Source organism: Pseudomonas sp. GW822-FHT01E03 (genome assembly GCF_058802985.1).
The window spans coordinates 139,793-158,399 of the sequence record NZ_JBXAOQ010000002.1; the positions used below are offsets into that span (position 1 = coordinate 139,793).

Consider the following 18,607-nt stretch of genomic DNA (forward strand, 5'->3'; position numbering starts at 1 on the left):
GCAGGCGAACATTGCCCGCCGGTCGATGGCTGAGTAGGGTAGGGGCAGAACGAACAAGGGCCGCAGAGGGTAGTGCCTGTCAGTTAAGCCCCGGACATTGTGGGAGCGAGCTTGCTCGCGATAGCGGACCGTCAGGCACCCCTTGTGTGACTGTCCAACCGTCATCGCGAGCAAGCTCGCTCCCACAAGGTTTGCGGTGTTTAAACGCTTAACTGACTGGCATTCACCGCACAGGCCCTTTCTGCATTTCAGGAACAGGCGTTTCAATGGTTTTTTTCACTCGCTCGATGGTCTTGCTGATGGCGCTGGCGCTCACCACCGGTTGCGAAAGACAGGATGCACCGCCGCTGGATCAACAGCTTTACGTCTGGCAGCGGCAGTGGACGCCGGCCCACGACGCTGCCCTCAGGGATAGCCGCGCCGACTTTTCGACGTTGCGGGTGCTGGCCTTGCAGGCCTTTCCCAACGCGGGCTGGAGTCGAGCCCGGATTGACCCGGCACTGCTCAAGCGCGATGGCCGGCCGGTGATTGCGGTGATTCGCCTGGATGGGCAGCTCAAGGCGCTGGATCAGGATGAGATCACAGCGCAAATCCGCCAGGTGATCGGCGACTGGCAGGGACAGGGGCTGAACCTCGCCGGCGTGGAAATCGACCACGATGCCGGTAACGCTCGGCTACCGGAGTACCGCCAATTTCTCGCGCAGTTGCGCGGAGCATTGCCGACTTCGCTGGTACTGAGCATCACCGCGTTGCCATCCTGGCTCGACAGTCGCGAACTGCCGGCGCTGTTATCCACAGTCGACAGCAGTGTGTTGCAGGTGCACGCGGTGAGCGATCCGCGTCGTGGCTTGTTCGATGCTGATCAGGCCCGGCAATGGGCGAAGGCCTGGAGCCGTATCACGACGAAACCGTTCTATCTGGCGCTGCCGGCCTATGGCGTGGCGTTGCTGCCCTCGGCGGGTGGCGCGCCCGTTGTGGAAAGCGAAGTGACGGTGGAGCGTGAAGGGCTGCGTCGGGAATTGCTTGCCGACCCTCAGTCATTGCGCACCCTCGGCACCGAGTTGCGTGCCGATCCACCGAAACATCTGGCGGGCCTGATCTGGTTTCGCCTGCCATTGGCCAACGACCGTCGGGCCTGGAGCTTGACCACTTTGCTCGCCGTGGCGCGTGGTGATGTCCTCGACAGTCAATTGAAACTGAAACTCTCGGTCGACAATGGCCTCTATGACATCGGCATCAGCAACCAGGGCAATCTCGACAGCGCCTGGCCCGAACGCCTGACACTGGCGGTCAGCGGTTGTGAGGGGGCCGATGCCTTGGCCGGTTACGCGTTGCAACAGCGTCCGGATCTGCTTACCTTCACCCGCCTGCGCGATGGCCGAATACCAGCCGGCGGACAGCGTGCCGTTGGTTGGGCTCGCTGCGCACACATTGATCAAGGAGGTTCGAATGTTCATCCGTAACTGGCCGCGTCATTTGCTTTGCCTGAGCCTCAGCCTGCCGCTGGGTTCGGCATTGGCCTGCGGCCCGGACTTCCCCATGCGCCTGCTGGATAACCGAGGCCAGTCGCTGGCGGAACTGCCGGAAGGCAACTTCAGCTTCGAAATCAGCCGCCTCGGCCACGCCATCAACGGGTTGAAGAACGTCACCGCTGGCGTTGACTACACGGATGTACCTGACGCTGTAGCGCTGCGCGATCAAGCCGAGCAGGCGGGACTTTCCGCCGAGCAACAGGTGCTGGTGAAACACTTGCGCAGCCTGACCGATGCCCGCCAGGTCGAAAGCGAGGGCGCGCAACTGCCGCCTGAGCTCAGGTTGTACCTGGCCGGCGCTGTGGCATTTGCCGCGGGTGATCCTGCCTTGGCCGCCGGGTATTTCAAGAAAGTGCTGGCCCTGCCCGCAGAGCAACGGGCCTCGCGCAGTACCTGGGCGGCTTACTCGTTGGGTCGAGCGTTGTTCGCCATGAGCGCCGAAGCCAATGCGGCTCCGGATCTGCTCGAACAATCCTGCGACGCCTTCGAGCAAACCCGGCAACTGAGCATCGACGGCTTCAGTGATCCACTGGAACTGGGTGTCGCCAGCCTCGGTGAAGAAGCCCGGGTGGTGCGCACCGCTGGCGACTGGAACCGCGCCATCGAGTTGTACGCCACGCAGAATCTGCACGGCTCCGCGGTGGGCTACACCTCGTTGAAGCTGTTGATGGCGGACCTGATGACGCTGCCGGATGATCAAGTGGCCGAGTTGCTCAAGGGCCAGCCAGTGCAGCAATTGGTGACAGCATCCCTGATCAGTCGGTTGGGGTGGTCGTTCGGTGATCAACCGCCCAACGAACAGAAAATGATCAAGCTGCTGCAAAACAGTACCCGTGGCAGTCTCGAAAACGCCGACCGCCTGGCGGCGATGAATTATCAACAGGGTGATTACGCCAGCGCCAAGGCTTTCCTCGAACAGGCTGGCGATGGTGGGTTGGCCTGGTGGCTGCGGGCAAAACTGGCGGTGCGCGAGGGCGATAAGAGCGCGGCCGCCGCAGCCTATGCCAAAGCGGCGCAGGCCTTCCCGCAGAATGAGTCCTGGGGCGAGCGCCGCACACCGGACTTCGATTACGAAACACTCCAGCCCAAATGCCGGGTCGAGGGTGAAAGTGCGATCCTGGCCTTGCAACGCGGGGATTACCTGCAAGCCTTCGATCAGTTGTATCGCAGCCAAAGCATTTACTGGTTCGACGCCGCCACCGTCGCCGAGCGCGTGTTGACCCTCGACGAACTCAAGCACTACGTAGACACTCAAGTGCCGGCCCCGCCGCCGCTCAGCCAACAGGACCGCGACAACTACGTGCCCTTGCCGGTGGCGGCGAGCCTGCGCAATCTGCTGGGCCGTCGGCTGTTGCGCGAGGGGCATTACGAGCAGGCGCCAGCGTACTTCGACAATGACGGCTTGCGGCACAAGGCAAAGCTGTATGGCGAGCAACGTCTGGCAGCTGATTCAGCCTGGTGGCCGACCCGTCGTGCCGCTGCTCTGTTCAATGCGGCCTGGACGGCACGCGAGTGGGGCATGGACATTCTGGGCTATGAAATGGCGCCGGATTACGCCACGTTCGGCGGTAACTACATTCTCGAAAACACCGAACTCAAGGTCGGTCCTTTGGTGGCCGAGGACGAAGTGAAGCGCCAGCAGGCCAGCGCTGCCCAGCCTGATCAGCGTTATCACTATCGCTTCGTGGCCACCGCGCTGGCGAGCAGGGCGGCGGATAACTTGCCTCACACCAGTCAGGCGTTTGCGGCCGTGCTGTGCGAGGCGTCGGGGTGGAACAGCAGCCTCGAAGAGCAAAGTGCGATATATCAGCGTTATGTCAAAGAAGGGCCTTACGTGGAATGGGCCGCCGATTTCGGCCACCAGTGCCCGTACCCCGACTTCGAAAACGCCGACAAACGCTACGTGACCCAAGTGACAGACGCTGCGCGTTCGGCCTTGCGGCCGTACAAGATGCCGTTACAGGTTGGTAGCGTAGTGGCGTTCGCGGCAGCCGCGCTGTTGATGTTCAAACGCCGCCGCCGCAAGGCGCAGTGAGGTTCAAGCCTGTTGCACAAAGGTCAGCCGCACGGCGAAACCGATCAACAGGCTGCCGAACAACCATTGTTGCAGGCGCTGGGCTGAGGGGCTGCTTTGCAGCCAACGGCCGAGTGCGGCGCCGACCAGGGCGTATGCGCTGTCGAACAGCAACCCGACACTAACCAGCACCACGCCCAAGGTCGCAAATTGCCCGAGCACCGGCCCAGACTGTGGGTCGATGAATTGCGGCAGCAGCACCGAACAGAACAGCAGTGCCTTGGGATTGAGCAGGTTGGTCAGCAGTCCGCGTCGGATGGCTGCGCCCCAGCGCGGTTTTTCGCCGGTTGTGTCGGCGCTGGTGAGGCTCGGCAGCATCGTGGTTCGCAGGCACTGAATGCCGATCCACAGCAGGTACGCGGCACCGGCCAGGCGTACCACGTCGAACGTCCAGGGCGCTGCCTTGAACAGTGCCGCCAGCCCCAGCGCCGCCAATGCCACATGGCAACCCCGGGCAATGCCCAGGCCCACGGCCGTGGCCAGCGCAGCGCCTTTGCCTTGGCGGGCACCGGTCTGCAACAGCAGGATCATGTCGGGCCCCGGCAACAGGTAGACCACCGCCAGTGCCATGAAAAACAGCCAGAGACCTTGCATGTTGCACCCCATTCGTTGTCGATTTGGTCGTGCCAGTCTAGGGCTGAAGGGCGGGGCAGGTGCTTGCGTTGTCAGCTTCTATCGGGTCATGTATTGGCATAATCTGCCACTTAATCAAGATTGAACCATCAGGATCTGCCAAACCATGAAACTCGACGCCTACGACCGCAAGATTCTCGCCGCACTGCAACGGGATGGCCGCTTGAGCAATGTGCAACTGGCAGACGAGATCGGTCTGTCGGCATCGCCTTGCTTGCGCCGGGTTCGGATGCTTGAAGAGGCGGGGGTGATTCGCGGCTACCAGGCCAATCTGGACCGCGACGAAGTGGGGTTGGGGCTGACGGTGTTTGTCGGGGTCAAGGTCGAGCGTCATAACGATGAGCAAGCCGAAGCCTTCCGCCTGGCGGTGACGGCATTGCCGGAGGTGATTTCGGCGTTTCTGGTATCAGGAGAGTCGGATTTTCTGCTGCAAGTAGTGGTGCCGGACTTGCGTGCCTATGACCGGTTTCTCACCGGGCGTTTGTTGAAGTTGCCGGGGGTGAGCGACATCCGCAGCAACTTTGCGATTCATACTGTGAAGGCCCCGGGGGTGTTGCCGCTGGAGCATTTGCCGCTGTAGACCGAGTTGCCTGCCATCGCGAGCAAGCTCGCTCCCACAGGTACAGCGCAAACCATGTGGGAGCGAGCCTGCTCGCGAAGGCGATAAATCAGTCACTGCAACTCTTCAAGTCTTACATCTGCGTCGCCATCCCCTCCACATTCATCGCCGCCTGGCGCAAGGCCTCGGAGCGAGTCGGGTGTGGATGGCAGGTCAGGGCGATGTCCTCGGCCGAGGCGCTGAACTCCATGGCCACGCAATACTCGCCAATCATTTCACTGACGCTCGGACCAACCAGATGCACGCCGAGGACTTCGTCCGTGCGTTCATCGGCCAGCACTTTGGCGAAGCCTTCGGTCTCGTGGTTGATCTTCGCCCGGCTGTTGGCGGTAAAGGGAAACTTGCCGACCTTGTACGCCCGACCTTCAGCCTTGAGCTGCTCTTCGGTTTTGCCGACGCTGGCCAGCTCCGGTTTGGTGTAGACCACACTGGGGATCAGGTTGTAATTGACCTCGCCAGCCTTGCCGACCATCTGCTCGACGCAGGCCATGGCTTCGTCCTCGGCCTTGTGGGCGAGCATGGGGCCGGAGGTCACGTCACCAATCACCCAGATCCCGGCGGCTTCGGTGCGATGCCCCTTGTTGGCGAGCATGCCGCGCTTGTCCGTGGCGAGGCCGACGTTCTCCAGGCCCAGGCCCTGTGTATAAGGTCGGCGCCCGATGGCCACCAATACGTAATCCGCTTCCAGTAGCTCGGCGGCACCGCCTGCGGCAGGCTCGATGCTGAGCTGCACGCCGGTGGCGGAGGAGGTGGCGCTGGTCACTTTTGAACTCAATTTGAAACTCAAGCCTTGTTTGCTCAGGGAGCGCTGCAGGGTTTTGCCGGCTTCGATGTCCACACCGGGGCAGATCCGGTCGAGAAACTCGACCACCGTTACCTGTGCCCCAAGGCGTCGCCAGACCGAACCCAGCTCCAGGCCGATCACGCCGGCGCCGATCACTACCAGATGCTTGGGCACCTCGGTCAGCGCCAGGGCACCGGTGGAGTCGAGGATGCGTTTGTTATCGATATCCACGCCGGGCAGGGGCGTAGGCTCGGAACCGGTGGCGATGATGATGTCCCTGGCACTCAGTTCGGTCTTGCCGCCGGCGCTATCGGTCACCGTGACTTTGCCCGGCCCGTCGATGTGGCCCCAGCCTCTGATCCAGTCGACCTTGTTCTTGCGGAAAAGAAACTCGATGCCCTTGGTCAGCCCGGTAACGCTTTCATCCTTTTGCTTCATCATCTGGTTGAGGTTGAGCACGGGTTTGACTTCGATCCCCAGATTGGCGAATTCCGCGCCCTTGGCCGCGTCGTACAGTTCGGAGGCATGCAGCAACGCCTTGGATGGCATGCAACCGACGTTCAGGCAGGTGCCGCCGAGTGTGGCGCGTCCTTCCACGCAGGCAGCTTTCAGACCCAGTTGTCCGGCGCGGATCGCCGCGTTGTAACCGCCGGGGCCACCGCCGAGTATCACGACGTCATAAGTGCTCATGGATGTACTCCTGGATCGAATGGGGAAGGGATGGGTAAAAGTAGTTCCTGAGTAAAATTACGAACGTAATATGTGCGTTCTGTCGCATTTCGGTCAAGGCTTCAGCCAAGTGACAGGTTGGGCATCTTTAGATAGCGCGCTCGAGTACGAAAATTTCACCATTTTCGTTATATCGTAACGAATTGCCATGCAAGCGAAGACATTCTGGGGTGGTATGCAAGTCGATCTCGATGTTGATGAAACGCCGTTAGCCGGGTTGCCGCGCTTTCAGCAGGCGTTCATTCAAGGGCGGCGTTTGCGCCAGTTCGCCATCGGTGCGGGCGTGCTCGCGACGGTAGGTGTGCTGCTGGCGTTTTTTGCCGGGCTGTTTGCATCGCAAACACTGTGGCCGGCGTTGCTGCTGAACCTGAGCGCGGCGTCTGTGGTGTTGATGGCCGGTTTGCAATCGGCCTGGTGGATAACCCAGTGGCGTGCCCGCGCCATGAATCCCGCAGTGCCATTGGTTGTTGTCGACGAGTCTGTCGCGCCTTCGGGGTGGTATGAGCGTTTGCTGGACCGGATCAGCCTGCAATCGCAGCACCTGCTCGGGCAAATCGGCGCGCCAACGCTGTGGCTTGGTAGCTGGGCATTGTTGGCGGTATTGGGCGTCGAACAGGCCTGGAACCTCACATTGCCCCCGGCAGCACTGGGGCTGACAGCCAATGTCGGGGCAGCGTGCTTCTTGCTGTTGGCGTTCGGCCTGTTGGTGATGGAGCGTCATCTGGCGCAGGAAAACACCGCGCAATGGCCTGAAGCCGCCACGTTGGCGCAATTGATCCGTGTGGCGATCATCAGCCTGGCGCTCGGTGCTTTTTGTCTGTTGTTTGCCGATGAAACCTCGGTATGGCCCGTACGCCTGGCGGTGTTGATTGGACTGCTGCCGGGGCTGGTGGCGGCAGAACTGTTGCTGCGCGCGGTGTTGTCATTGTTCAGCCCGCGCCGTGAACGTCTTGAGCCAGAGCTACTGGCGCGCAGTTTTATCGCTGACATGTTGCGCTGGCCACCACAGCCATTGCTGGCGTTGCAGCACGAATTGCATAACCGCTTCGGCATCGATCTGCGGCAGATCTGGGCCTTCAGTTACATGCGTCGGGCCTTCCTGCCGGTGTTGGCGGTGGTTGCACTTGTTGGCTGGTCGCTGACCGGCATTCACGAAATTGCCCTGCAAGAGCGTGGCATCTACGAACGATTCGGTAAGCCAGTGGAGGTGTTTGGCCCAGGTTTGCATATGGGGTTGCCTTGGCCATTGGGCCGGGTGTTGAGCGTCGAGAATGGCGTGGTACACGAGTTGGCCACCAGTGTTGGCGAAACCACGGCCACTGCTCAGGCGGACCCCGCTGAAGGCCCGGCCCCGGCAGTTGCCAATCGTCTGTGGGACGCCAGCCACGTGAACGACAAATCCCAGGTGATCGCCAGCAGCCGAGCCGACAAGCAGAGCTTTCAGATCGTCAACATGGACGTACGCTTCGTCTATCGCATTGGTCTGAGCGATGAGGCGGCGTTGGCTGCGACCTATAACAGTGCCGATGTACCGATGTTGATTCGCAGCACCGCCAGCCGAATCCTGGTTCACGACTTCGCCTCGCGCACTCTCGACGGATTGCTTGGCGAGGACAGGGTAGGGCTGGCTGAAGAGATCGGCCGCGCGGTTCAGGTGGACCTGCAAAAACTCGACAGCGGCGTGGAAATTCTCGCCACGGTGGTCGAGGCGATTCACCCCCCGGCCGGTGCAGCCAACGCCTATCACGGCGTGCAAGCGGCGCAGATTGGCGCGCAAGCCTTGATCGCCCGTGAACGTGGTGCCGCTGCCGAAGCTACCAATCAGGCGCAGTTGCAAGCCAGCATCGCCCGCGATCAGGCGACGGCCAGCGCCCGCGAAATCAATGCTGGCGCCCAGGCAGCGGACCTGAAATTCAACGCCGAACAAAAAGCCTATGCCAGCGCCGGTCAGGCCTTTGTGCTGGAGCAGTATTTCAGCCAACTATCCCAGGGTTTGGCCAATGCCAAGTTGCTGGTTCTTGATCATCGTCTGGGCGGCAGCAGCAATGCGCCGACCATCGACCTCCGTACGTTCGCGCTGCCGGTTGACCCTGCGCCGTCGCGTAAAACCGCTCAGCCAGGAGCTGCCAATTGAGCCAGTCCCATACTCACGATCACGATGACCACGGCGGCCACGATCACGGCCATGGCGGGCACCATCACCACGGCCATCATCATCACGGCGATCCGCAGGAGGCCGGTCCATTCCCATGGCGTCGGATGGGGTGGGCGGCATTGCTGGTGGCGTTTGCGGTCGCTGCCGCGAGCCTGGTGCAGGTGCGCTCGGGTGAGGCCACGGTGATCACGCGCTTCGGCAACCCCTCACGGGTCTTGCTGGAGCCGGGACTGGGCTGGCGCTGGCCGGCACCGTTCGAAGCGGCGATCCCTGTGGATCTGCGGCTGCGTACCACGTCCAGCGGTTTGCAGGATGTCGGCACACGAGACGGTCTGCGCATCATCGTTCAGGCCTATGTGGCGTGGCAGGTGCAGGGCGATCCGGACAATGTGCAACGTTTCATGCGGGCGGTGCAGAACCAGCCCGATGAAGCCGCGCGGCAGATTCGCACCTTTGTCGGCTCCGCGCTGGAAACCACCGCCAGCAGTTTTGATCTGGCGAATCTCGTCAATACAGATGCCAGCCAGGTACGCATCGCCGATTTCGAAACACAACTGCGCAAGCAAATAGATCAGCAGTTGCTCACCACTTATGGTGTGCGCGTGTTGCAGGTCGGTATCGAGCGATTGACGCTGCCTTCGGTGACGCTCACCGCGACAGTCGACCGGATGCGTGCCGAGCGCGAAACCATCGCTACTGAGCGCACGGCCATCGGCAAGCGTGAAGCCGCGCAAATTCGTTCCGCCGCCGAGCGTGATGCGCGAATTGTGCAGGCCGATGCCACGGTGAAAGCAGCAGATATCGAAGCGCAATCGCGCGTCGAAGCGGCGCAGATTTATGGCCGCGCCTACGCGCAATCGCCGCAGCTCTACAACTTGCTGCGCTCGCTCGACACCTTGGGCACAGTGGTGACGCCAGGAACCAAGCTGATTCTGCGTACCGACACCGCACCGTTCCGGGTCCTGGTTGACGGTCCGCCGAGCCTCGACAACAAGTCCGGATCGCAGCCATGAGTTTGGTTCCACGTGGAACAAATGAGTTGAGCAGCCCCTGGATTCAGGCTGGGCGCTTGGCGTTTCTCGCCCTCTACGCGGTGACGGTGTTGGCGGCATTGGCGTGGGCGTTTTCCAATGTGCGGCAGATTGATCCGCAGAATCGCGCAGTGGTTTTGCATTTCGGCGCGCTGGATCGCATTCAGAATGCCGGGCTGTTATTGGCCTGGCCACAACCGTTCGAGCAGGTGATTTTGTTGCCGGCGGCGGATCGGGTGATCGAGCGCCGAGTGGAAGGCTTGTTGCGCAGTGGTGCCGCGATGCAGGCAGATCGCGTGGCCAGTTTTGCCACGCCCATCAGCGATGCCCTCGCAGGCTCCGGCTATCTGTTAACGGGTGATGCCGGTGTGGTGCAACTCGATGTGCGGGTTTTCTACAAAGTCACCGAGCCCTATACGTTCGTGCTTCAGGGCGAACACGTGTTGCCGGCACTGGATCGTCTGGTGACCCGCAGTGCGGTCGCGCTCACGGCCGCACGGGATCTGGACACTATCCTGGTCGCTCGCCCGGAATTGATCGGCGCTGATAGCCAGGCGGCGGAACGGCGCGAGCGCTTGCGTGGCGATCTGGTGCAGGGCATCAATCAACGGCTGGCCGAACTCACCGCAACGGGGCAGGGCTTGGGGATCGAAGTGGCGCGGGTCGATGTGCAATCGAGTCTGCCAAGCCCGGCGGTCAATGCCTTCAATGCGGTCCTGACAGCCAGTCAGCAAGCCGACAAAGCCGTGGCCAATGCGCGTACCGAAGCCGAAAAGCTGACGCAAACTGCCAACGAGCAAGCCGACAGAACATTACAAGTTGCCCATGCCAAGGCCAGTGAGCGACTGGCCAAAGCGTCTACCGACACGGCCACTGTGTTGAGCCTGGCCAAGGCGCAACAACAGGGCATTGATCCGCAAATGCTGCTACGCATTTATCGCGAGCGGTTGCCGAAAATTCTCGGTCAGGCCGGTTCGGTCACCACGGTCGATCCCAAAGACGATTCCCGCCTGATCATTCAGGGAGCTGCACAATGACCGCTCAAACCGCCGCCGTACCGAGCCTGTTGTCATCGGCCGAACAGCGCCGCGCCGCGCGCCAGTTGACCCTGGCCATGCTTGCGTTGGGCCTGCTTGCGCTGGGCTTGATCTGGCGTTGGCTGGCGCCGGAGCAGACTGGTGTCAGTCAGCTGCTGCTGGGTTTTGCCTCGCTGCTGGTCGCCGTTCCGGTCATGCGTTCAGCCTGGTACAGCCTGCGTTATCCAAGCCTGCACGGCATCACCGATCAATTGATCGCCCTGGCCATGCTGGGTGCCTGGGCCACCGGCGATCTGCTGACGGCGGCGCTGTTGCCGATCATCATGATTTTTGGCCACGTGCTGGAAGAGCGCAGCGTGATTGGTTCCCAGGAGGCGATTCATGCCCTCGGCAAATTGACCCGCAGCCACGCGCGCAAGGTTCAGGCGGACGGCTCCATCATCGAAGTCGACAACGGTACGCTCAAGGCGGGCGACCTGGTCGAGGTACGCGCCGGGGACAGGGTGCCCGCGGATGGCCGGGTGTTGTCCGGCCAGGCCAGCCTGGACACCGCCTCCATTACCGGCGAATCGGTACCGATGGAGGCGGGCGTCGGCATGTCGGTGTTCGGCGGCGCGATCAACCTCGACGGTCTGCTACGGATCGAAGTGACCCGCACCGGCCAGGAATCGACCCTCGGCAAAGTCATCGCCCTGATGCAAAACGCCGAGCGCTCGAAACCGCCGATCACTCGTCTGCTGGAGCGTTACGCGGGCAGCTATATGGTGCTGGTGTTGCTGCTGGCGGCGGTGACCTGGTTCATCACCAACAACGCTCAAGCGATGCTCGCGGTGTTGGTGGCGGCCTGTCCTTGTGCGCTGGTGTTGTCGGCGCCGGCCACGGCGATTGCCGGGGTGGCGGTAGCGGCACGCCACGGGATTCTGATTCGCAGTTCTGCGTTCCTTGAAGAGTTGGCGGACCTGACTTCGCTGGTGGTCGACAAGACCGGGACGCTGACCTTCGGCACCTTGCGCCTGCAATCCATCGACAGTCCGCTGGAGGATCGCAGTCATCTCCTGAAGCTCGCCGCCAGCCTTGGCTCGGCCAGCAGTCACCCGGTCAGCCGTGCGCTGGCGGGGTTGGTGACCCAGGAGCATTTCCTGCTGCTTACTGACATCCATGAGCGCCAGGGCCTGGGCGTGGTGGCGATGACCGGGCAGGGCGAAGCAGCGCTCGGCCGACCGGAACTGTTCGCGCAACTGGGCATCAGTACAACGGAGGTTCCCGATCACGACGGTCCGATTGCCGGGCTGGCGCTCAACGGTGAATTTCTCGCCTGGTTGTTGTTGGCCGACAGCGTCAAACCCGAGGCGCAATTTGCCTTGGGTGAGTTGCGCGACCTCGGGTTGGGTCGCCAGTTGTTGCTCACCGGTGACCGGCACAGCGTCGCACAAACGCTCGCCCGGGATGTCGGGATCAGTGATGTCGAAGCGCAGGCCCTGCCCGAAGACAAACTGAAGCGTGTGCTCAAGGAAATCGACAGCGGTTTCCGGCCGATGGTGGTCGGCGATGGGATCAACGATTCCCTGGCCCTCAAGGCTGGCGTGGTGGGTGTCGCCATGGGCGCGGGCGGTGCGGACATCGCCCTGGCATCGGCGGATATCGTGCTGATCGGCAGTGACCTGCGCCGCCTCGGTACTTGCGTGCGCCTGAGTCGTCAGTGCCGCCAAACGTTACAGGTGAATGTGATCATCGGGCTAGGTTGGACCCTGGCGATCGTGGCCTTCGCCGCGTTCGGCTGGCTTGGCGCTGCCGGGGCGATGATTGCGGCGTTGCTGCACAACCTCAGCACCTTGCTGGTGTTGGGCAATGCCGGTCGTTTGCTGCGGTTCCAGGAGCCACTGCTCAAGCTCAAGGATGAAGCCTGAAGGCGAATGCTCTAAACCGGGTAATCACGGGGCTTCAACTTTTTAGAACTGTGCGCCCGGTTCGTAGTCTTTGAAGATGAGGGCACATCATTTTGTGCGTTCGCGGCGGCCGGTTCTGGCGTCGCGAATCATTGAAAACGGCTATTAATTCGATAGCCAGCTATTTTTCAAAGATGGTCTACCCTCTGTTTAGACGTCTGAAACAAGGGGGCTTCTCCATGCTCGCGCATCTTCCACCGGCCTTACAGAATCTGCAATTGCCGCTTCGCCTGAGACTCTGGGATGGCCATGAATTCAATCTGGGGCCGACGCCCAGTGTCACGATTGTGGTCAAGGACCCACAAATGGTCACCCAGTTTACCCATCCAAGCCTGGACGCCCTTGGTGCTGCATTTGTCGAAGGCAAACTTGAGCTTGAAGGCTCCATCAGCGATGTGATCCGCGTCTGCGATGAATGGAGCCAGGCGTTGCTGGATGAAGGCGACGACAATCAGCCGGTTCGTAACGCCCACGACAAAGAGATGGACGCCAAGGCCATTTCCTACCACTACGACCTTTCCAACGCGTTCTATCAGCTGTGGCTCGACAGCGACATGGCATATTCCTGCGCCTATTTCGAGACCGGCAGCGAATCCCTGGAACAGGCCCAGCAAGCCAAGTTCCGTCATTTGTGCCGCAAGCTGCGCCTGCAGCCCGGCGAGTATCTGCTGGATGTGGGTTGTGGTTGGGGCGGATTGGCGCGTTTTGCTGCGCGAGAATTTGGCGCGAAAGTGTTCGGTATCACCCTCAGCAAGGAGCAGTTGGCCCTGGCCCGGGAGCGCGTAAAAGCGGAGGGCCTGGAGGACCTGGTCGAACTGCAACTGCTCGACTATCGCGATCTGCCGCAGGATGGCCGTTTCGACAAGGTTGTCAGCGTCGGCATGTTCGAACACGTCGGTCACGCCAATCTTGCCGAGTACTGCAAGACCCTGTTCGGCGCGGTGAAAGACGGTGGCCTGGTGATGAACCACGGGATCACCGCCAAATACACCGATGGCCGTCCGGTGGGACGCGGTGCCGGTGAATTCATTGGAAAATATGTGTTCCCCAACGGCGAGCTGCCGCACCTGTCGATGATCTCTGCCGAGATCAGTGAGGCCGGGCTGGAAATCGTCGACGTCGAGAGCTTGCGTCTGCACTACGCACGTACGCTCGATCACTGGAGCGAACGCCTGGAGGACAACCTCGAAGCGGCCTCCAGACTCGTACCGGAACAAGCCCTGCGTATCTGGCGGCTGTACCTGGCCGGTTGCGCTTACGCCTTTGCCCGGGGCTGGATCAACCTGCACCAGATTCTCGCGGTGAAGGCCCACGCCGATGGCAGTCATGAACTGCCATGGACCCGTGACGATATCTACCTCTAGAGAACCGGCGAAATAAGCCGGGCGACCCGCATGCCGACCTGCTGCAGGCGGTGAGTCTCCCGGCCTTCTCCTTTGGCGATTTCGTGGGCGTTGGCGAAATCATCGTTGAGCATCTGTTCCACCTCTGCGGCAAAGGCGCTGTCGACGGTCAGCAACATCACTTCGAAATTCAGCCGGAACGAACGGTTGTCCAGATTGGCGCTGCCGATGGCGCTGATTTCGTAGTCGATCAACACCACTTTCTGGTGCAGGAAACCTGGCTCGTAACGGAACACCCGAACACCGGCGCGCACGGCTTCGAAGGCGTAGAGGCTGGAGGCGGCGTAGACGATTCGATGGTCGGGTCGAGACGGTAACAGCAGCCGCACATCCACACCCCGCAGGACCGCCAGACGCAACGCTGCGAATACGGCTTCATCGGGGATGAAGTACGGGCTGGTGATCCAGATCCGTTCCGTCGCTGCATGGATCGCTTCGACAAAGAACAGAGAACAGGTTTCGTAGGCGTCTGCCGGCCCGCTGGCGAGCAACTGGCACAGCACGCCGTCTTCCGGATAAACCTCGGGCAGGATCAGTGGCGGCAGGGCATGAGCCACCCAGAACCAGTCTTCAGCGAAAGACTCCTGCATGCACGCCACCACTGGCCCGCGCACTTGCACGTGGGTATCGCGCCAAGGGGCCAGGGGCGGTTTCTCGCCCATGTATTCATCACCGACGTTGTGCCCGCCAACGAAGCCGAGAATGCCGTCCACCACCACAATTTTGCGATGGTTACGGAAGTTCACCTGAAAGCGATTGAACCAGCCATTACGGGGGCCAAAAGCCTTGACCTCGACCCCGCCATCACGCAAGGCCTGCACGTAGCCGTTGGATAGGGAATGGCTGCCGATTCGGTCATACAACAGATAGATCGCTACGCCTTCGGCGGCTTTCTTCAACAGCAAAGTCTGCAGGCGTTGACCGAGACGGTCGTCGTGGACGATGAAAAACTGGATCAGCACGGCCTCTTTCGCCTGGCCGATGGCATCGAAAATGGCCTCGAACGTCGACTGGCCGTTGATCAGCAACCGCATCTGGTTATTGGCCAGGCAGGGCATGTGTCCGAGCTTGGGCATCGCTCTGAGTGAGGCGTAGGCAGACGAAGCGCGGGCGGTGAGGGCTTCTTCTACCCAGGGTCGCCAGTTGAGTTCGGAAACAGCCTTGCGCATCTCGTCGTTGGCCTGCCGCCGGGCCTTGATGTAGCCATCAAAGGTGCTGCGGCCGAACATCAGGTAAGGGATCAGCGTCAGGTAAGGGATGAAAAACAGCGACAGGGCCCAGGCGATCGAGCCTTGGGCGGTACGGACGGTCAACACGGCGTGTATGGCCGCAATCATGCCCAGCGAGTGCAACAGGGCGATGGTATAACCGAAAATATGTGGTCCGAAGTAATCCATGGGGGCTGCCTTGCTCCTGAAGATTCAGTGCTTAACAGACCATGTTCCGTGCAGAATGTCGCTAATTAATTCGACCATGAACCGAAGCCCGCGGCTGACGTCTAACGGCCACTACTGATCAGGAGTTACTCGATGAACGTTCGTCTGCTGGGTTTGGCCATGGCATTGGGTTTGGCACTTCCTGTGGCCGCTCACGCGCAAATGCTGCAACCAGGATTGTGGGAGCTGACCACGAGCAACATGAAGGTCGACGAGCAGAATATGCCGGACCTGCAATTGATCCTCGGCCAGATCCAGAACCAGATGACTCCCGAGCAGCGTGCGCAGCTGGAAAAGCAGGGTATCACCATGGGCGGCAAAGGGATCCGGGCGTGCCTGACCCCTGAACAGGTCAAGACCGACAACATTCCGCTGACCGATCCGCAGTCGGGCTGCAAACAGGAAATCACCGACCGCTCCGGCAATCAGTGGAAATTCCGTTTCAGCTGCCCGAAAGCCCAGGGAGCCGGCGTGGCGACGTTCCTCAGTGATCGCGAATTCACCACCAAGGTCAACGGGACGTTCAACGCCACCGGCATTCAGCAGAAGGGCAGCCTCGAATCCCGCGCCGTCTGGTTGGGGCAGGATTGTGGCACGGTGAAGCCAAGAGCTTAAAAAGCTTCGCGAGCAGGCTCGCTCCCACATTGGTTATGTGTCGAACACAAATCCCCTCTGGGAGCGAGCCTGCTCGCGAAAGCGTCCGTTCAGCCGCCCTGAATACCCGGCCGACTTAACCACTCACACGCCGCCTCGACAGCCATCCGGCCAAAATCCTCCCCCGTGCGACTGCGCACACTGACGAACCCCCCAGCCTGTTCCATTTCGCCAACCACGACCAGGAACGGCACGGTCTGGCTGTGCTGGCGAATCTTGTAGCGGACCTTTTCGTTTCGCAGGTCGGCCTTTGCATGCACGCCTTTTTGGCGCAAGGACTCGGTCACCGCTTGTGCATAAGTCGCCTGGCGTTCATCCATGCTCACGACGACCACATGGGGGGGAACGCGCCAGTGTTGCAGCTCCTGATGGCTGGACCAGCAGGTGCCGTAGATCCGTTGTTGCAACGTGCCGCTGATGTGATCGAGGGCAAACGCCTGCAAGACTTTGGTGGTTGGGACGTGCGGTCCATGGCTCTGGTACTCGGCGTCCCCCAGACGGTACAGCGACACTGCTTCGCGCGCCGGCCGACGACGGATCGAGTGATTGGTTGCTGCCAATGACTGCATGCGCGCTTCGATTAGAGGCAGGTCTGCGGGGGTCAGCGGTTGCTCGACTGCAAACTCGTAATAGAAACCGTCACCCAGTTCCTTTCCCGCACGCAATTGCGCATGAGGGTGGAGTTGCTTGACCGCCATGGCCAGCATCAATGCACAGGAGCGACGCAGGATCTCCAGGCCGTCCGGCTCCCGGGGGGTGACAATGCTGACCCGGGCATCCGCCTCGATCAGGTATTCGCAGTCCACCAGTACACCATTGACCCTTCCCGCGACGGCCGCGATGGCCAGTTCGGGGCCGATGCTGGCGGCCACCTCGTGCACGGACAGCGGCTGATCGTACTCACGCAATGAACCATCGGGCAGGGTGATCTGGATCATGGTCGGCGTACTCTGGTGCTTCTAACGAGCGTTATCGCATAAACCGTAGGGGTGCTTCATTAAGACGTTTGTCGTGCCAGGCAATTTGTCCTGACACGATGGCTGGTTCTGGCCCAGTGTGCTGATCGGAAAAATCTGTTCCGCGACCGGTTCCAGCAACGCGGGCATTGCGAATCAGCACGCTACTCATGCTCAGAACTCGTTTTGCAGGGCTTTGTAGCCGCGTACCAGGTCGACGTTGGTGCGCGCCACATCTTCGGAAAATTCCGAAGCACTGACGCTCACCGGCGGGTATTGCGAGAGGTCGGTGTTTGGGCCGATCCGCGTGGTGGAAGGTACGTAGAAAGCTTCAGGCAGGTCACGACCATCGACCACCGAGTTGTGCCGCACCACGCAACCGTCACCGACTACGCAGTTGAACAGCACGCTGTTGAAGCCGATGAACACTCGATTGCCGACGGTGCAGGGCCCATGAACGATCGAGCGGTGGGCGATGGAACTGAATTCGCCGATGGTCACCGCCGCACCGGATTTGGAGTGGATCACCACGCCGTCCTGGATGTTCGAGTTGGCGCCGATGGTGATCGGCTGCATGTCGCCCGAGTCATCGACTTCGTCAGCACGTATCACCGCGTAGGGGCCGACGAACACGTTCTCCCCGATCACCACTTTGCCGCAGATGATTGCCGTTTTGTCGACGTAGGCAGACTCGGCAATCAGCGGTAAATCGCCGGAAGGATTCTTGCGGATCATGGCTTGCTCAATGCGTTGTACAGGGTGTTGAGGTTGTAATCGAACAACCCGGTGAAGGTGCTGGCCGGTCCGCTCGCCGCCAGGGCATCGGAGTACAGCGTGCCGCCGATCTGAGCGCCGCTTTCATCCGCGATCTGCTTGAGCAGGCGGGCGTCCTTGATGTTTTCCATGAACACCGCCTTGACCTTGGACTGACGAATCTGGGTAATCAGTGCGGCCACTTCGGCGGCTGAAGGCTCGCGCTCGGTTGAGAGTCCTTGAGGCGCCATGAACTCGATGCCGTAGGCTTGGCCGAGATAACCGAAGGCATCATGGGACGTCACGACCTTGCGGTTGCCCGGTGGCAGTGAGCCGAGTTTGGCCTTGGCTTCGGCGAGCAGGGCGTAGACCTGTTTCAGGTACAGCTGGCTGTTGCGCTCATAGTCGGCGGTGTTCGCCGGGTCAGCGGCGATCAGCGCTTTGGTGATGTTGGTGATGTACAGCTCGGTGTTCGCCAGGTTATGCCAGGCGTGCGGGTCGGGAACGGTTTCGCCGTCTTCATCCAGGCTACGGGGTATGACACCGTGGCTTGCGCTGATGACCGGCGCCCGAGTCTCCGTGCTCGTCACTAGGCGATCCAGCCAGGGCTCGAAACCCAGGCCGTTCTTGATGATGAGCCTGGCCTTGAGCAGCGCTTTGGCGTCGTCCGGTGTCGGCTCGTAGGTGTGGGCATCCGCGTCCGGGCCGACCATGTTGGTGATCTGGATATGATCCTTGCCAACCTGCCGGGTCATGTCGGCAAGGATGCTGAAGCTGGTGACCACCTGAAGTTTTTCGGCGGCAGACAGTGACATCGACACCATCAAGCTGAACAGCACAAGTAAAGCGCGCATCGGTTAACACC

General features: G+C 61.1%; 15 protein-coding genes. 9 read left to right on the forward strand and 6 right to left on the reverse strand.

The features are described from left to right. Positions 1 to 266 precede the first annotated feature (266 nt). The gene (locus tag AC1RP7_RS03860; RefSeq protein WP_493181438.1) at positions 267 to 1,463 is read left to right on the forward strand and encodes a DUF3142 domain-containing protein; all 1,197 of its coding nucleotides are present in this window, start codon (positions 267 to 269) and stop codon (positions 1,461 to 1,463) included. Further along, a complete protein-coding gene (locus AC1RP7_RS03865) occupies positions 1,450 to 3,567 on the forward strand; it encodes a hypothetical protein (protein ID WP_493181437.1) in 2,118 nt (705 codons plus the stop codon). Before AC1RP7_RS03860 ends, AC1RP7_RS03865 begins: the two co-directional genes overlap by 14 nt. 3 nt (positions 3,568 to 3,570) lie before the next feature. Here AC1RP7_RS03865 and AC1RP7_RS03870 read toward each other — a convergent pair whose 3' ends face one another. After that, positions 3,571 to 4,200: a LysE family translocator gene (locus AC1RP7_RS03870; RefSeq protein WP_090452245.1), complete on the reverse strand. Its 630-nt coding sequence runs from the start codon at positions 4,198 to 4,200 to the stop codon at positions 3,571 to 3,573. Between the two features lie 145 nt (positions 4,201 to 4,345). On the opposite strand from AC1RP7_RS03870, the gene AC1RP7_RS03875 reads away from it, so the two are divergent. Further along, complete coding sequence (locus AC1RP7_RS03875; RefSeq protein WP_057712676.1) at positions 4,346 to 4,819, forward strand: Lrp/AsnC family transcriptional regulator; 474 nt, start codon at positions 4,346 to 4,348, stop codon at positions 4,817 to 4,819. 112 nt (positions 4,820 to 4,931) lie between these two features. Here AC1RP7_RS03875 and lpdA read toward each other — a convergent pair whose 3' ends face one another. After that, positions 4,932 to 6,332, reverse strand: a complete 1,401-nt coding sequence (lpdA, locus tag AC1RP7_RS03880) for a dihydrolipoyl dehydrogenase (RefSeq protein ID WP_218494586.1) — start codon at positions 6,330 to 6,332, stop codon at positions 4,932 to 4,934. 214 nt (positions 6,333 to 6,546) lie between these two features. Between lpdA and hflK (AC1RP7_RS03885) the strand changes: the two genes are divergently transcribed. The 5 genes from hflK (AC1RP7_RS03885) to cfaB all read left to right on the forward strand — a co-directional run bounded on the left by hflK (AC1RP7_RS03885) (position 6,547) and on the right by cfaB (position 13,904). After that, a complete protein-coding gene (hflK, locus tag AC1RP7_RS03885; RefSeq protein ID WP_493181458.1) occupies positions 6,547 to 8,505 on the forward strand; it encodes a protease modulator HflK in 1,959 nt (652 codons plus the stop codon). Continuing rightward, the gene (gene hflC, locus AC1RP7_RS03890; RefSeq protein ID WP_493181436.1) at positions 8,502 to 9,539 is read left to right on the forward strand and encodes a protease modulator HflC; all 1,038 of its coding nucleotides are present in this window, start codon (positions 8,502 to 8,504) and stop codon (positions 9,537 to 9,539) included. Before hflK (AC1RP7_RS03885) ends, hflC begins: the two co-directional genes overlap by 4 nt. Then, positions 9,536 to 10,594, forward strand: a complete 1,059-nt coding sequence (hflK, locus tag AC1RP7_RS03895; protein ID WP_493181435.1) for a protease modulator HflK — start codon at positions 9,536 to 9,538, stop codon at positions 10,592 to 10,594. The genes hflC and hflK (AC1RP7_RS03895) overlap by 4 nt, the downstream gene beginning before the upstream one ends. Continuing rightward, the gene (locus AC1RP7_RS03900) at positions 10,591 to 12,501 is read left to right on the forward strand and encodes a cation-translocating P-type ATPase (protein WP_492586518.1); all 1,911 of its coding nucleotides are present in this window, start codon (positions 10,591 to 10,593) and stop codon (positions 12,499 to 12,501) included. The genes hflK (AC1RP7_RS03895) and AC1RP7_RS03900 overlap by 4 nt, the downstream gene beginning before the upstream one ends. 218 nt (positions 12,502 to 12,719) lie before the next feature. Further along, the gene (gene cfaB / locus AC1RP7_RS03905; protein WP_057712681.1) at positions 12,720 to 13,904 is read left to right on the forward strand and encodes a C17 cyclopropane fatty acid synthase CfaB; all 1,185 of its coding nucleotides are present in this window, start codon (positions 12,720 to 12,722) and stop codon (positions 13,902 to 13,904) included. Here the strand turns inward: cfaB and cls are convergent. Beyond that, positions 13,901 to 15,340 (reverse strand): cardiolipin synthase, encoded by a 1,440-nt coding sequence (gene cls / locus AC1RP7_RS03910; RefSeq protein ID WP_057712682.1) that lies wholly within the window; start codon positions 15,338 to 15,340, stop codon positions 13,901 to 13,903. The two genes, cfaB and cls, sit on opposite strands and share 4 nt — an antisense overlap. A gap of 132 nt (positions 15,341 to 15,472) precedes the next feature. Here cls and AC1RP7_RS03915 point away from each other — a divergent pair, with 132 nt between their 5' ends. After that, complete coding sequence (locus AC1RP7_RS03915) at positions 15,473 to 15,994, forward strand: DUF3617 domain-containing protein (protein ID WP_057712683.1); 522 nt, start codon at positions 15,473 to 15,475, stop codon at positions 15,992 to 15,994. An 89-nt stretch (positions 15,995 to 16,083) separates the two neighbouring features. Here the strand turns inward: AC1RP7_RS03915 and AC1RP7_RS03920 are convergent, their stop codons facing one another. From AC1RP7_RS03920 to AC1RP7_RS03930, 3 genes are all read right to left on the reverse strand, one after another. Then, positions 16,084 to 16,971, reverse strand: a complete 888-nt coding sequence (locus AC1RP7_RS03920; protein ID WP_057712684.1) for a His/Gly/Thr/Pro-type tRNA ligase C-terminal domain-containing protein — start codon at positions 16,969 to 16,971, stop codon at positions 16,084 to 16,086. Between the two features lie 192 nt (positions 16,972 to 17,163). Further along, complete coding sequence (locus AC1RP7_RS03925) at positions 17,164 to 17,724, reverse strand: gamma carbonic anhydrase family protein (RefSeq protein WP_057712685.1); 561 nt, start codon at positions 17,722 to 17,724, stop codon at positions 17,164 to 17,166. After that, positions 17,721 to 18,596, reverse strand: coding sequence for a metal ABC transporter substrate-binding protein (locus AC1RP7_RS03930; RefSeq protein WP_493181434.1), 876 nt, complete (start codon positions 18,594 to 18,596; stop codon positions 17,721 to 17,723). The genes AC1RP7_RS03925 and AC1RP7_RS03930 overlap by 4 nt, the downstream gene beginning before the upstream one ends. Positions 18,597 to 18,607: the final 11 nt, after the last annotated feature.